Source organism: Mangrovimicrobium sediminis (assembly GCF_004745945.1).
GTDB lineage: Bacteria > Pseudomonadota > Gammaproteobacteria > Pseudomonadales > Halieaceae > Mangrovimicrobium > Mangrovimicrobium sediminis.
In genome coordinates this window covers 393,784-409,071 of the sequence record NZ_SRLE01000009.1, presented here as the reverse complement: position 1 = coordinate 409,071, position 15,288 = coordinate 393,784, and the positions used below count along the sequence as shown (strand labels likewise).

11 protein-coding genes are annotated in these 15,288 nt (G+C 66.8%); 5 read left to right on the top strand and 6 right to left on the bottom strand.

All coding sequences use genetic code 11. The features are described 5' to 3' along the window. Positions 1-50 precede the first annotated feature (50 nt). Entirely contained in the window at positions 51-2,765 is a 2,715-nt protein-coding gene (locus tag E4634_RS14775; RefSeq protein WP_135445221.1) for a hypothetical protein, read from the top strand. Between the two features lie 54 nt (positions 2,766-2,819). Here E4634_RS14775 and aguA read toward each other — a convergent pair whose 3' ends face one another. From aguA to E4634_RS14760, 3 genes are all read right to left on the bottom strand, one after another. Beyond that, positions 2,820-3,911: an agmatine deiminase gene (gene aguA / locus E4634_RS14770; RefSeq protein WP_135445219.1), complete on the bottom strand. Its 1,092-nt coding sequence runs from the start codon at positions 3,909-3,911 to the stop codon at positions 2,820-2,822. Then, entirely contained in the window at positions 3,908-4,789 is an 882-nt protein-coding gene (gene aguB, locus E4634_RS14765) for an N-carbamoylputrescine amidase (protein ID WP_135445217.1), read from the bottom strand. The genes aguA and aguB overlap by 4 nt, the downstream gene beginning before the upstream one ends. 138 nt (positions 4,790-4,927) lie before the next feature. Beyond that, positions 4,928-5,668, bottom strand: coding sequence for a TrmB family transcriptional regulator (locus E4634_RS14760; protein ID WP_135445215.1), 741 nt, complete (start codon positions 5,666-5,668; stop codon positions 4,928-4,930). Positions 5,669-5,797: 129 nt separating this feature from the next. Between E4634_RS14760 and glmU the strand changes: the two genes are divergently transcribed. Next, a complete protein-coding gene (glmU, locus tag E4634_RS14755; RefSeq protein WP_135445213.1) occupies positions 5,798-7,168 on the top strand; it encodes a bifunctional UDP-N-acetylglucosamine diphosphorylase/glucosamine-1-phosphate N-acetyltransferase GlmU in 1,371 nt (456 codons plus the stop codon). Positions 7,169-7,170: 2 nt separating this feature from the next. Then, on the top strand, positions 7,171-9,000 hold the full coding sequence (gene glmS / locus E4634_RS14750; RefSeq protein WP_135445212.1) for a glutamine--fructose-6-phosphate transaminase (isomerizing): 1,830 nt from the start codon (positions 7,171-7,173) through the stop codon (positions 8,998-9,000). Between the two features lie 9 nt (positions 9,001-9,009). On the opposite strand, the gene E4634_RS14745 is transcribed toward glmS, so the two are convergent. Beyond that, a complete protein-coding gene (locus E4634_RS14745) occupies positions 9,010-10,848 on the bottom strand; it encodes a hypothetical protein (RefSeq protein WP_135445210.1) in 1,839 nt (612 codons plus the stop codon). 124 nt (positions 10,849-10,972) lie between these two features. On the opposite strand from E4634_RS14745, the gene E4634_RS14740 reads away from it, so the two are divergent. Beyond that, positions 10,973-11,371, top strand: coding sequence for a SirB2 family protein (locus E4634_RS14740; protein ID WP_135445208.1), 399 nt, complete (start codon positions 10,973-10,975; stop codon positions 11,369-11,371). Positions 11,372-11,392: 21 nt separating this feature from the next. Here the strand turns inward: E4634_RS14740 and E4634_RS14735 are convergent, their stop codons facing one another. Both E4634_RS14735 and E4634_RS14730 read right to left on the bottom strand, forming a co-directional pair. Next, a complete protein-coding gene (locus E4634_RS14735) occupies positions 11,393-11,767 on the bottom strand; it encodes a hypothetical protein (protein WP_135445206.1) in 375 nt (124 codons plus the stop codon). A gap of 125 nt (positions 11,768-11,892) precedes the next feature. Then, entirely contained in the window at positions 11,893-12,966 is a 1,074-nt protein-coding gene (locus tag E4634_RS14730) for an SPOR domain-containing protein (RefSeq protein WP_135445204.1), read from the bottom strand. A 106-nt stretch (positions 12,967-13,072) separates the two neighbouring features. Between E4634_RS14730 and uvrD the strand changes: the two genes are divergently transcribed. After that, entirely contained in the window at positions 13,073-15,226 is a 2,154-nt protein-coding gene (gene uvrD / locus E4634_RS14725; protein WP_135445202.1) for a DNA helicase II, read from the top strand. Positions 15,227-15,288: the final 62 nt, after the last annotated feature.

Sequence of the window (15,288 nt, the reverse complement as noted above, 5' to 3'; positions counted from 1 at the left end):
TCATGGGAAGACGCGCCGCACTGGACAGGTGGCAACGGAGCAGGGGACTATTGTCCGCCTGTTTACTGGGTGCGGCGCTCAGCGCCTGTGGCGGTGGCGGTGGTGGCGGCGACAACACGCCGACACCGACACCGACACCGGAACCGCCGGCACCTGCGCCGACCCCGACCCCGCGCACGGCCGCCTTTCCCTGTGGCTCCGCCGGTGCGACCCTGAGCGCAGACCAGGCGCCCGGCAGCTATGTCCTGTTCGAAAGCGGCCCGGTGCGGCCCCTGGCGATCAGCCCCGATGGCCAGCAACTGCTGGTCACCAACACACCGGCGGGCTGCCTGGAAATCTACGACCTGCAGGAGAGCGGTTTCACCTTGCGCGGCGCCGTTGCGGTCGGCCTGGAGCCGGTAGCGGTCGCCTACGCCAGCAACGATGAAGCCTGGGTGGTGAACCAGCTCAGCGATTCGGTGAGCGTGGTCGACCTGTCTGCAGCCACTCCCCATGTGCGCCAGACCCTGCAGGTGGGCGATGAGCCCCAGGACATCGTCTTCGCCGGGCCGGAGCGGCGGCGCGCCTTTATCACCGCCGCCTATCGCGGGCAGAACCATCCCACATTCAAGCTCGATGACTTTCTCACACCAGGTCTCGGCCGCGCCGACGTCTGGGTCTACGATACCCAGGGCGTGGACCAGAGCCTCAACGGCAACCCGCTTGCCATCGTCAACCTGTTCGCCGACGCGCCCCGCGCGCTGTCGGTCTCCCCCGACGGCGCGACGGTATACGCCGCCGCCTTTCGCTCTGGCAATCGCACCACCACCCTTTTCCAGGATGTGGTGGCCGGGGCCAAGCCGGAGCCGGGCTTCAACTTCCAGGGCACCCAGCAACCCGCGACCGGCCTGATCGTGCGCAACAACGGCAATGGCTGGCTGGACGAGGAGGGCACGGACTGGTCATCCGAGGTGCGCTTCAGCCTGCCCGACTACGACGTCTTCGCCATCGATGCCATGGGGGAAGTACCGGCGTTACAGCGGCAGGTGAGCGGTGTGGGCACGGTTTTGTTCAACATGGCGGTGAACCCCTCCAGCGGCGAACTCTACGTGAGCAATCTCGAAGCACGCAACGAAGTGCGCTTCGAGGGCCCCGGGGAGCGCGCCACCACGGTGCGCGGGCGTATCTCGGAAAGTCGCATCAGTGTGGTCAACAACGACGCGGTAACCACCAACCACCTCAACCCGCACATCGATTTCGCGGTGCCCCAGGGTGCCAGCTACCCCGCCAACCAGGTGCAGCGCAGCCTGAGCCAGCCGACCGCGCTGGCGGTTAGCCCCGAGGGCGACCGCCTGTACGTGGCCGCGTTCGGTTCGGGCAAGGTCGCGGCGATCCCAACCGCGCAGTTGCGCGAGGGCAAGTACGAGCCCAACGCCGCCTTCCAGGTGCAACTGCCTGACGGTGGCCCGGCGGGTCTCGCGCTCAGCGCCGATGGCGAGCGCCTCGTGGTCTACACGCGCTTCGACAATGCCATCTCCCTGTGGAATACCGCAGATGGCAGTATGCTCGCCCGGCGCCGGCTGTTTACGCCGGAACCCGCCGCGATCATCGACGGCCGCCGCTTCCTCTACGACGCCGCGGAGACTTCAGCCAACGGCACCTCGGCCTGCGCCAGCTGCCACATTTTCGGTGACGTCGATCACCTGGCCTGGGACCTGGGCAACCCGGATGCTCCGTCCAAGTTCAATCCCAACGAGTATGTCGCGCGCAGCCCCAACACCACACCGACGTTCCACCCGATGAAGGGGCCGATGACCACCCAGACCCTGCGCGGCATTGCCGACAGCGGTCCGCAGCACTGGCGCGGCGACCGCACCGGCGAGAACCGGGCGGTGGTGAACGGCGAACAGGAGAGTATTGAGGCGGCGGCGTTCAAGGAGTTCAACCCCGCGTTCGTCGAACTGGTAGGGCGCGCAGAGGAACTGGATGAACAGGACATGCAAGCGTTTACCGATTTCGCCATGGCCCTGACCCCGCCGCCCAACCCGGTGCGCCGCCTGGACAATTCACTCACCGCCGCACAGGCCCACGGCCGCGAGATCTACTTCGAGGTCGGGAACATCACCGGCATCGGCAGCTGCAACCACTGCCACAGCCTGGACCCCCAGCAGAAGCAGTTCGGCACTGGGGGACTGATGAGCTTCGAGGGCGCGGGCATCGACGAAAACTTCAAGATTCCCCACCTGCGCAACGCCTACGCCAAGGTCGGGATGTTCGGCACCTCGGGCGGCCTCACCGGCGACGGCGTGTTCCGCGGCGACCAGGTTCGCGGCTTCGGCTACCTGCACGATGGCTCGATCGCCACCCTCGTCGATTTCCTCTCCTCGAGTACCTTCATGTTCCCGGCGCCCGTCGAGGAAAACCGCCTGGACGTGGTGCGCTTTGTGCTGGCGATGGACTCCAACCTGGCGCCGGTTGCCGGCCAGCAGGTTACGCTGGCGCCGGGAAGTGCGGCGGGCGTACTGGACCGCCTCACGCTGATGGAACAGCGCGCCGATGTCACAGAACCGCGCGCCGAGTGCGATCTGGTAGTCCGCGGCGTAATGGATGGGTTGCGCTTCTCGGCACTGCGCCAGACCAGCGGTGACTACCTGGATACCGCCGCTATCGAGTACAGCAGCACGGAACTGCGCGATGCGGCCGCCGCGACAGGCAATGCGCTGACCTTCACCTGCGTGCCACCCGGCAGCGGTGCGCGCCTGGCGCTGGATACTGCCGGGGGTTGATAACCGGGGTAGTTCCGCACTGCCTGTGGCAGCGCAAACGCAGCGTTGCGTGGTTCAGACCTGGGGAACCTGCTGGGTAATGCAGTGGATGTTGCCGCCGCCGAGCAGGATCTCCCGGCCGGGAACACCGACTATCGTGTGCGAGGGAAACAGCGATGCCAGCGCGTCGCGGGCGGCATCGTCCTGCGCCGGGTCGAGCAGGGGAAACACCACGCGCTCGTTGCTGATCAGGAAATTGGCGTAGGACGCGGCCAGTCGCTCGCCGGCGTGACGCGCCATCCCCGCGGACGCGGTCACGCCCGCCGCCTCTGTCTCGCTGACATAGAGCGGGCCGGGCAGCGGCAGCCGGTGTACCAGCGGCGTGCGGCCACGCGCATCGCGGGCCGCGGCCAGTGCCTCGCCCGCCTCACGGCAGATCGCGTACATCGGGTCGCCCGGGTCGTCGCACCAGGTCAGCGCCACCTCGCCGGGACCCACCACGTGCAGGATGTTGTCAACGTGGCCGTTGGTCTCGTCGTTGTACAGGCCGTGCGGCAGCCAGATGACGGAGTCCACGCCGAGGTAGTCGCCGAGACAGGTTTCGATGGCCGTCCGGCCCAGCTGCGGATTGCGGCTGGGGTGCAGCAGGCACTCGGCAGTGGTGTAGCAGGTACCCTCGCCATCGACGTGGATCGCCCCGCCCTCCATGATCAGCGGCGCGCGGTAGCGCTCCACGCCGCGCCACTCGAGCAGCTGCTCTGCCATGGCATCGTCCAGCGACCAGTCGTCATAGAGGCCGTCGACCGCGCCGCCCCAGGCATTGAAAGGCCAGTCCACGCCGCGCAGGCCGCCGGCGCCATTGACCACGAAGCTCGGCCCGATATCGCGCATCCAGCTGTCGTTGCTGGGGATGATCAGCACTTTGACCTCGGCGGGCAGCAAGGCTCGGGCGCGCGCCTCGCTCGCCGGCGACACGCACATCACCACCGGCGTGGCGGGTTGGATGGCGGCGGCGACCGCGGCGAAGGCCTCGCCGGCGGGACCGGCGTTGCCGCGCCAGTTGTCCGGACGCTCCGGCCAGGCCATGAGCACCGCCTGCTGCGGGGCGTGCTCGGCCGGCATGTGGAAGCCGTCTGCGCGCGGCGTGGATACCAGGGCGCGGTTCACGACCGGTTATCGCCGCAGGCGTTGTGCAGGATGGGTTCGTACAGTTCCGGCCGGCGGTCTCGGAACAGGCCCCAGGCGCGGCGGTAGGTGGCGCAGGCGTCGAGGTCGATCTCCGCCAATAGCACGGTCTCCTCGTCGCGGCCGGCCTCGGTTATTTTCGCGCCGGTGTGGTCGGTGATGAACGAGGAACCATAGAAGGTCGTGCTGATGCCGTCGTCGGTTTCCACGCCGGTGCGGTTGGAGGCGATCACCGGCAGCAGGTTGGCCGCCGCGTGGCCCTGCATCACGCGCTGCCAGTGATCGCGCGAATCCAGGGAAGCATCCTGCGGCTCGGAGCCGATGGCGGTGGGGTAGAACATCACCTCGGCGCCGAGCAGGGCACAGCAGCGCGCGGTCTCCGGGTACCACTGGTCCCAGCAGATACCCACGCCGAAGGTGCCGTAGCGGGTCTTCCACACTTTGAAGCCGGTGTCGCCGGGCGTGAAATAGAACTTCTCCGCATAGCCCGGGCCATCGGGAATGTGAGTCTTGCGGTAGTTGTCGAGGACACGGCCGTCAGCGTCGATCATCACCAGCGAGTTGAAATGCGTGTTGGTGTCGCGCTCGTAGTAGCTGATCGGCAGCACGACCTCCAACTCTGCGGCGAGCGCGGCAAAGCGTGCCACGATAGGGTTGTCCGCCAGCGGCTGGGCGAGGTCCAGGTAGCGGTACTGCTGGGTCTTGCAGAAGTAGGGTGTGGCGAACAGCTCCTGCAGCAGGATAACCTGCGCGCCCTTGCCGTGGGCTTCACGCACCGCGGCCTCGGCCTTGTCCAGGTTGGCGTCGATATCCCAGCTGATGGCGAGTTGGGTGGCGGCAAAACATACCTTGCGGCTCATGTCGGTGTCCTGTGCAGTGCAGCGCCAGAGGCGCCTTGAAATAAAGGGCTAAGCATAGAATATCGGCGCGGCGATGGGGCTACCACCGCGGAGTTAGTCGCTTATTACCGGTGTCGCGTCGCGGTTCCCCGCGCGTCGCTAGAGCAGCCGCCAGAGGGTGTCGAACATCAGCTGCTGGGTGGAGGCGATGGCCGCCGAGTCGATGATCACTACCACCGGGTAGTCCCTGGCGGCCAGGGTGATCATGGCCACCTTGGGTGGGTAGATGGCGATGTAGGAGGCGTCCGCGTCGGCCTCTGAGGGCAGCCACTTGCGCTCGGCGTACTCGGCCTCGTCGCCGCCCTCGCCGACCGCGATGACGCGCACGCGGATGCCGCGCGCCTCGCGCTGTTTGGTGAAATTGGGAAAGGGACGGTACAGGTGCTGGCGCAGGGTTTTCGTCGAGATCACCGCGTAACCGCGCTCCGGATCCTTGCCGGCGCTGTCGAGAATATCGCGCAGTACCAGCTCCACGCCGTCGTCGCCCTCGTAAAAGCGCACATTGCCCGGGTTGAACCTGGCCTGGGATTGCTTGAGTTCGGGAATGACCTCACTGCGTAACTGCTCCATGGCCTGGCTCAGTGCCTGCTGGCGCCGCTCGCCCAGCTGCAGCAGGCGCTCCGGTTCCTCGGCCTGGAATACCCGGCGCTTGCCGCGCGGGAAATAGCTGACCACGCCGCGCGAGGCGAGCTGCTTGAGCGTCTCGTAGGTGGTGCCGCGATTCACGCCGGACTCCGCAGCGACCTCGCGAATGGAGGCCGGCCCGAGCTTGAGCAGGGCCCGGTAGACGGTGACGTCGCGCTCGTCGAGGCCGAGCTGGAGCAGGCTATCCAGTTTCACTCGTTGTCAATTTATTTGTGACAAAAGGCGTTGTAATGGCAAATCCCGGTTTTTACTATGCGCTTACAGCAAAATTGATGTCAATAATTTGATGACAGCGGGGCCCGTGCCGCGCTGGGACCAGACCCTATGAACCTCGAAGTAATCATTCTCGCCGCGGGCCAGGGCACGCGCATGCGCTCGCCCCTGCCCAAGGTGCTGCACCCGGTCGCCGGGCAACCCATGCTGGCCCACGTGGTGGCAACCGCCCGCCGTCTGCAGCCGCAGGCCATTCACGTGGTAGTCGGTCACGGCGCGCCGGCGGTGCGCGAGGCATTGCCGGCGACGGACCTGCACTGGGTGGAGCAGGCGCAGCAGCTGGGCACCGGCCACGCGGTGTTGCAGGCCCTGCCCGACGTGGACCCCGCCAGCGTGGTGCTGGTGCTGTACGGCGACGTGCCGCTGATTGGCGAGCAGACGCTGTCCGCCCTGGTCGCCGCCGCGCACGACGGCCCGGCCTTGCTCACCGCGCGCCTGGCCGACCCCGGCGGTTACGGGCGCATCCTGCGCGGCGCGGACGGTGCGGTGCTGGGCGTGGTCGAGCAGCGCGACGCTACCGATGAGCAGCTGGCCATCGACGAGGTCAACACCGGCGTGATCGCCGCGCCGGCGGCGCTGCTGGCGCGCTACCTGCCGCAGGTGGGCAATGCCAACAGCCAGGGCGAATACTACCTGCCCGACGTGCTCGGGCTGGCTGTGGCCGACGGCATCCCGGTGGCGGCGCAGCTGGCCAGCGGCGAACTGGAGATTCTCGGCGTCAACGACCGCCTGCAGTTGGCCCGCGTGGAGCGCGAGTACCAGCTGCGCCGGGCGCAGGAACTGATGCGCGAGGGCGTGGCCATCGCCGATCCGGCGCGCTTCGACACCCGCGGCGAGCTGCGCTGCGGGGCCGGGGTGAGTATCGATATCAACTGCCTGTTCGAGGGCGAGGTCGTGCTCGGCGACGGCGTACAGGTCGGTCCAAACTGCGTGCTGAAAAACGTGCGCGTGGCAGACGGCGCGACGATCCACGCCATGAGTCACCTCGAGGATGCGGAAGTGGGCGCCGGCGCCAGCGTTGGGCCCTTCGCCCGCCTGCGTCCGGGCACCCGCCTGGCGCGCGGGTCGCGGGTCGGTAATTTCGTCGAGACCAAGAATGCGCAGGTGGGCGAGGGCAGCAAGATCAATCACCTGAGTTATGTCGGCGACTGCGAGATGGGTGCGGGGGTGAATATCGGCGCCGGCACCATCACCTGTAACTACGACGGTGTCAGCAAGCACCGCACGTCTCTGGGCGACGATGTCTTCATCGGCTCCAACAGCACCCTGGTGGCGCCGGTGAGCGTGGCGCGCGGCGGTTTTGTCGCCGCCGGCTCGACCCTCACCCAGGCGGTGGCCGAGGGCGACCTGGCCGTGGGCCGCAGCCGCCAGCGCAACATCAGTGGCTGGCGGCGTCCGGGCAAGCGCGGCGGGGAGGACTGAGCATGTGTGGCATTGTTGGCGCCGCGGCGCGCCGTGAAGTTTCTGAAATCCTGCTCGAGGGCCTGCGCCGCCTGGAGTACCGCGGCTACGATTCCGCGGGCATGGCGCTGCTCGACAACGAGCGCAACCTGCAGCTGCACAAGCGCCTGGGCAAGGTGGCGGAGCTGGAGAGCGCCCAGCGCATGCATCCCTACCTGGGCTGCACGGGCATTGCCCACACCCGCTGGGCCACCCACGGCGAACCCTCTTCGGTGAACGCGCACCCGCACATCGCCGGCCAGCGCGTCGCCCTGGTCCACAACGGCATCATCGAGAACTACCGCGAGCTGCGCGAGCAGCTGCAGGCTGAGGGTTACGAGTTCCTGTCCGCCACCGACAGCGAGGTGGTGGCACACCTGGTGTATCGCGAGTTGCGCGGTGGTGCCAGCCTGTTACAGGCCATGTCGGCCGCGGTCGGGCTCCTGGAGGGAAGCTTCGCGCTGGCCGCGATAGACAGTGAACATCCGGAGACGGTGGTCGGCGCACGCCGGGGCAGCCCCCTGGTGGTCGGCGTCGGTATCGGCGAGAACTTCATCGCCTCGGACCAGCTCGCCCTGCGCCAGGTCACCGACCGCTTCATCTACCTGGAAGAGGGCGACCTGGTGCAGGTCACACCCTCGGCTATTACGGTTCTCGATAGTGCAGGTGATGTCGTCGAGCGCACGCGCACGCGAATCGACAGCGCCGTCGAAAGCGTCGACCGCGGCGAATTCGACCACTACATGCTCAAGGAAATCTACGAGCAGCCGCGGGCGCTGGCCGCCACCTTCAATGTCGGCGGCGCGCACAGCGTGGATGACGCCGCTTTCGGCGCCGATGCCGCGGCGGTGTTCGACCGCGTCGAGCAGGTGCAGATTGTCGCTTGCGGCACCAGTTACCACGCCGGCATGGTCGCGCGCTACTGGCTGGAGGAACTCGCGGGCATCGCCTGCCAGGTCGAGGTGGCCTCGGAGTTTCGCTATCGCCGGCGCGTGCAGCGCCCCGGCTCGCTGCTGGTGACCATCTCCCAGTCCGGGGAGACCGCCGACAGTCTCGCCGCCCTGCGCGACGCTGCGCCGGGTGAGTTCCTCGCCAGCCTGGTCATCGCCAACGTGGACAACAGTTCGCTGGTGCGCGAGAGCGACCTGATATTCCTTACCCGCGCCGGCCCGGAGATCGGCGTGGCCTCGACCAAGGCCTTCACCACCCAGCTGGTGGGCTTGCTGATGCTGACCATCGCCCTGGGCCGGCGGCGCGGCATGGCGGCGGAGAAAATCGAGGAGCTGGTCACCGCCCTGCACCAGTTGCCGGATTACGTGCAGCAGGTGCTGGAGCTGGACAGCGCCATCGAGCAGCTGGCCGAGGCGTTCATCCCGCGCCACCACGCCCTGTTCCTGGGCCGCGGCATCCAGTACCCGATCGCCATGGAGGGGGCGCTGAAACTGAAAGAGATTTCCTACATCCACGCCGAGGCCTACCCCGCGGGCGAGTTAAAGCACGGGCCGCTGGCGCTGGTCGATGACGACATGCCGGTGGTCGCAGTGGCCCCGGGGGATGACCTGCTGGAAAAGCTGAAGTCGAACCTGGAGGAAGTGCGCTCGCGCGGCGGTGAGCTGTTCGTGTTCGCCGATCGGCGCGCCGGCCTGCACAGCGAGGCGCGGGTGCAGGTGCTCAACATGCCGCACTGCCCGGAGGTCGTTAAGCCGATGGTCTACACCGTGGCCCTGCAGCTACTGGCCTACCATGTGGCCGTGCAGAAGGGGACCGACGTGGACAAGCCGCGCAACCTGGCCAAGTCGGTGACGGTCGAATAGGCGCCGGGCTTAGTTGCGGCGCACCCGGCGCTGTTCATCGAACTGCGCGTGACGGCGCACGCGCTCAACCTGCCGCGCACTGACCTGGCGCAACACGCTGTAGATACCCGGGGTGCTGTCGCTGATATCCGGCAGTTGCAGGTACTGGCACAGTCCATTGCCCGGGTTCAGCACCCGCGCCGGTGGCAGCTGCGAGAAGTAGGGCGAGATGCTGGCCTCGTCGAGGATTCCCGCGAGGACCAGGCGCGCCCGGTTCTGCACCGCGCTGATGGACGCCCGGTTGCGGGTACCCCAGCGCAACTTGTAGTCGTTGCACTCATCCGCGCTCGGACCCGGGTCTTCGACGAAGGCGACCATGCGCTCCACCCCGAAGTAGTAGTTGGTGAGCACTTCCTCCACCAGCATCGCAGTGTCTTCGAAGGGTGTCGAGTAGGCGTAGAGGTCGCTGGCGTCGTCGCCGGCAAACTCGGCACCCACCTGGCTGGCGGTCAGCGAGAGCAGGAAGCTGGTGAGTTCGGCGCCCTGGTAGAGCACCTGGCCGAGCTCGTACAGCGTGTCCGAGTACAGCGGATAGCTGTTGTACAGGGTCACCGTCGGAGTGTCGTCGAACACGGCGTCCGCTGCATCCAGCGGCGTCTGCCAGCCGCGCAGCAGCGGCAGCATGGCCGGCGGGATGGCGTCGTTGGCGTGGGTCAGCTCGTGGGCCAGCAGGTTGGCCATGGGCAGCAGGATGTCGTCGATGGTCCGCGTGCTGCCCTCCGGCCAGGCGTAGCTGGGCAGCCAGGCCTCGAGGTTGCCGCGCGCGTACGCCCAGAATTCGAAGAAGCGCAGGCTCTCGCCGAATTCCGAGCGGTAGTCTTCATCCCAGACGATGCTGTCGCGCTCGGACTGGGTCAGCCACAGGTCCTGGGGGTCGAGGTAGATGGCGCCGGTGGCCGGTGAATAGAACGACGGGCGGATATCCTCGGCGATGACCACCGCGGTAATACCGCGGAACATCTTGAGCATGCCCACCGGCAGCTGTTGCAGCATCTGGTTGAAGCGCTGGCCCATCCAGGCCTGGCTGACCACGGTGCGCGCCATGATCCCGCCGATGGTCGGTGAGCTCTGGGTAGCACCGAGCAGGGGCAGGGTGGCGAAGTTGCACAGGTCGAAGGGGTTGTTGCCGGTGACACACTGCGGCAGCACGCCCGCCCACTTGGAATTGGGGTTGTGGGCCCGAAGTGCGGACGGCGGCGGCAGGTCGCCCAGTCCGAAGGTGATTGAGGCCGATGCGATGATGCCGTTGCTGTCGGTGCTGGAGATAAACGGCCAGAGCTGTGCCGGGTCGTCGCCGGGTTCCAGTTGGAACACGTAGTTGGCACCCACCAGCTGGCCGCGGATGACGCGCGCGAAATCGGTAGTGCCGACAAACACACGCGGGGAGGCGCCGGCTTTCTGCCCGCGGACATCCAGGGTATTGGCGGGGATGCTGAGCTGGCGGGAGACTGAATTCCAGTACAGGGAGAAGTCCCACAGGTCCAGCGGGCCCTGGTAGCGGGGCTGGTAGACGGGGCCGAGCACGGTATTCAGGTCCTGCCCCCACAGCTCCTCGTTGAGGGTCAGGTCGCAGGGCTTGTACATGGTGTTGCACAGCCCTTTCCAGCGCTCGAAGGCGTGGCCGGGGACCGGCAGCGGCCAGAAGATTTCGCTGAAATCCTCGTTGATGTCGAAGACATAGCCGTCGGGGAAGACGTCCTGGCTGCGCCCACCATAGACCGCGCCCTGGCCTTCCACGTCGATCACGATACGGCAGGCGCCCAGCGCCAGGGTACCCAGCAGTACGGTGAGTGTTCGCATTCCCTGCATTGTTGAATCCACCTCCTTCGAAGTACAGCAACGCTATCACTGACTAGCAGTGCACTCCAGCGCAATTGCAGGAATTCTGCAGTGGGTATCTGGCAACCTGCGCGGCGACTGTTACACTGGTCGCATGACGCTATTTACCCTGCTGAAGATCTTTCACTCGACCTGTGCGCTGCTCTCCATCGGCGGCTTCGCCGTGCGCGGCTACTGGGCCGTGAGCGACAACCCGCGGCGCAACGCCAAGCTGGTGCGCGTATTGCCGCACGTCGTGGATACGCTGTTGCTCGCCACGGCCATCGGCATGCTGGTGATCTGGCAGGTGTCGCCCTTCGCGATGCCCTGGCTGGGGGCCAAGCTGGTCGCCCTGGTGGTTTATATCGGGCTGGGCGTGGTGACCATGCGCATTGCAAAAACCCCCAGTGGGCGCAAGGCCGCTTATACGGGAGCCCTGTTGACTGCCGCGTACATCCTGTCCGTGGCCGTCACCAAGTCGGCGCTGGGGCCGCTGCAGTTCCTGGCGGGCTGAGGCGCCCGCCAGGGGCGGGGATCAGGGGTTTGCCGCCTTGTACTCGCGCACTTCCGCGTTGAACTGGCCTGCCAGCTCTTCCTCGGCGGTGACCGCGGCGTTGTAGGTGTTCTGGGCGGCCTCGTAGGCAGCCTTGGCTTCGTCGACACCGTCACCTTTCTCGATGGCTTTCTGTGCCGCCACCTTGGCGGATTCGATGCCCGTCTCCAGGCACTTCATGTACTCGGCGTTGGCGGCCTGGAAGGTCTTCACCATCTGCTGCCCTTCGAGCATCTGTTCCATGGTTGAGGCGCTGCCATCCGGCAGGGTGGGGGAGGCGGGCGCGGTGCATTCGTCGGCCATCCCGTAGCCGCTGCCCAGGGCCAGGGCCAGTGCTGCATACTTCAGGGTTTTCATGTTGGCTGTCTCAGCTATTGGTTATTGGGGGGCAAAAACAGTAGCAGGCCGGGCGGTTCATGCCAAGCCGGGAGGGCTCATACCAGGCCGGGCGGTTCATGCCAGGCAGGACGCCGCCCCCGGGCTCAGGGCAGCTCCCCGACCCACAGTTTGGGCAGTTTGAAGTCCGCCTCGAGCTGGCGGGCGACCGCGTCGGCCGCGGTCTTGTCCGGCAGGTCGACCACGCGGACGCGGTAGATGGTGCGGCCGTTGCTCTCCCCGGCGGCGACGATGGCGCGGCCCTGCTCCGGGCGGATGCGCTTGACCCAGTTCTCGGCGGTCTCGCGCTGGCTGTAGGAGCTGAAGTTCACGAACCAGCCGCTGCCCGGGTCGTCGGTTGTCGCCACCGGTTCACTGGTCGGGGCTGACGTCCTGGGGGTTGGCTTGGGAGCGGGCGCCGGCGGTGGCGTTTTTTCCAGTGCTTCCTGCTGCGCGGCCAGCTGCGACTCCAGCCCGGCGACGATGGCCTGCAGGTTGCGGTTCTCGCGGCCGAGCTGTTCGATGTCCGCCAGCAATTCGCGGTTTTCTTCCTCGGCGGCCTCGGCGGCGGCGCGGCTGGCGGTGACCTCCGAGGGCGGAGCCGCGGTGGCCAGCCGGCCCTGCAGCAGGCGGATTTCCTCTTTCATCTCGGCGCGCTGCTTGATCACGCCGTAGCCGCCTACCGCGAGTAACAGAAGGGCAATCACCGCGACCACGATCATGCCGATGGACAGGGTCACTTCGCGGAAATCTTCCTCTTCTGCCGCGTATTCCTGTGCGGCGTCATCCACGTCCCCGCGCTCGGGGGTGTCCGGGTCGAACTGGCTGGCGGTGGTTGCCTGCGCGGCAAAGGTGTTGTGGCCCGGGGCGTGGCGTTCGTATTCTTCTTCGTCCCGTTCCGCTTCCCAGTCCTCTTCCTCGTCTGTATCGGTCAGTGCGGACAGCTCGTCCTGTTCCTCTTGCACCAGGCTCCAGCCGCTGTTGTCGGCAGAGCGCTCATCGGTGTCGTCCGCCGGGGTATCCCGCTCATCGTCGAACTCGTCGTCGACCTCGGTGTAGATGGCGGCGAAGTCGCTGTCGCGATCCGGTTCCTCGAAGTCCTCGTCCTCGAAAAGCTCGTCTGCAGCGGGTTCGCCACGCTCGTTTTCCGCGTAGCCGTAGCGCTTTTCGTTATTGCTCATGCGTGTCGCAAGCCTGTCCTGTGCCGGTGCTGCGATAGTAGCAGAGTGCCCGCTTGCGAGGGAAAAAATCACCACGGCACGGGTGTCGCTCGGTTAGAATGCGGCCATGGATGTATCGGATATTCTGACCGGGCTGAACGCCGCGCAGCGCGACGCCGTTGCCGCCGAAAACTGCAATATGCTGGTGCTGGCCGGTGCCGGCAGCGGCAAGACCCGCGTGCTCGTGCACCGTATCGCCTGGCTGATTCGCGCCGAGGGTTTCTCGCCCGGCTCGATTCTCGCGGTGACTTTCACCAACAAGGCGGCGCGCGAAATGCGCTCGCGCATCGAGGAAATGCTGCATATCCGCGGCCACGGCCTGTGGATGGGTACTTTCCACGGCCTCGCCCACCGCCTGCTCAAGGCCCACTGGCGCGAGGCCGGTCTGCCCCAGGATTTCCAGATTCTCGACGCCGACGACCAGCTGCGCCTGGTCAAGCGGGTGTGCCGTGAGCTGGAGCTGGACGAGGGGCGCTGGCCACCGAAGCAGGCCATGTGGTACATCAACGCGCAAAAGGACGAGGGCCTGCGCGCGCGGCACGTCGAGGCACCCGCCGGGGACTTCTTCGCCCGCACCATGCTGCAGGTGTACTTCGCCTACGAGGCGGCCTGTGAGCGCGGCGGGCTGGTGGATTTCGCCGAGCTGCTGCTGCGCGCCCACGAACTGTGGCTGCAGCATCCCGAGATTCTCGAGCACTACCAGGGGCGCTTCCGCCAGATCCTCGTCGACGAGTTCCAGGATACCAACACCATCCAGTACGCCTGGCTGCGCGTGCTCGCCGGCGAGCGTATCCCGGTGGTGGCGGTGGGCGACGACGACCAGTCCATCTACGGCTGGCGCGGCGCGAAGATCGAGAACATCCAGCGCTTCACCGACGACTTCCGCGGCGTGCACACGGTGCGCCTGGAGCAGAACTACCGCTCCACCAAGACCATCCTGCAGGCTGCCAACGGCGTGATCGCCAATAACTTCGGCCGCCTCGGCAAGGAGCTGTGGACCGCCGGCGACCAGGGCGAGCCGATCACCCTCTACGCGGGCTTCAACGAACAGGACGAGGCGCGGTTTATCGTCGAGCAGATCGAGCGCTGGTCGGAGGAGGGCGAGCGCCTGTCCGAGTCCGCCATCCTCTACCGCTCCAACGCCCAGTCCCGGGTGCTGGAGGAAGCGCTGATCCGTGCCGGCCTGCCCTACCGCATTTACGGCGGCCAGCGTTTCTACGAGCGCCTCGAGATCCGCAATGCGCTGGCCTACCTGCGCCTGTTGCAAAGCCGTGGCGACGACGCGGCGGTGGAGCGGGTGATCAACACCCCGCCGCGCGGTATCGGCGGCAAGACCATGGACAAGGTGCGCGACACCGCCCGCGAGCGGGAGATCACACTGTGGCAGGCGGTGCGCGCGGTGCTCGAGGAGAAACTGCTGCCGGCGCGCGCGCTTTCCGCACTGGAAGGTTTTACCGTGTTGATCGACGAGCTCGATAGCGGCACCGATGACCTGCCGCTGGAGGAGCTGGTCGAACACGTGCTCGACGGCTCCGGTCTTATCGACTACCACCGCCAGGAAAAGGGCGAGAAGGGACAGGCGCGGGTCGAGAACCTCGAGGAACTGGTCAGCGCCGCGCGCCAGTTCGATGCCGACGCGGCGGACGAGAGCTCGCCCCTGCAGCAGTTCCTGGACAACGCTGCTCTCGACGCCGGCGATGCCCAGGCCGACGCCCACGAGGATTGCGTGCAACTGATGACCCTGCACTCGGCCAAGGGCCTGGAGTTCCCGCTGGTGTTCCTGGCCGGCATGGAGGAGAACTTGTTCCCGCACCGCATGTCGGTGGAGGAGCCCGGCCGGCTCGAGGAGGAGCGCCGCCTGTGCTACGTGGGCATCACCCGCGCGATGCAGAAGCTGTATATCACTTACGCCGAGTCGCGGCGCCTGCACGGCAGCGAATCCTTCAATACCCCTTCGCGCTTCATCCGCGAAATTCCCGTGGACCTGCTGCAGGAGGTGCGCCTCAACAATACCCTGTCGCGCCCGGTGAGCAGCCTCGAGCGCGCGGCGGTTCCCGACACTGGGCTGGGCCTGGGGCAACGCGTGTTCCACCAGATGTTCGGCGAGGGCACCGTGCTAAACTTCGAGGGTCGCGGCGGCAGCGCCCGGGTCGAAGTCAATTTCGATACCGAGGGCAGCAAGTGGCTGGTGCTGCAGTACGCCAACCTGCAACTGCTGTGATCGCGGCGGCGCGTGACGCCGGCGCCTGCCGGTCACGCGTCAACGGGGTATACCGCCAGCGG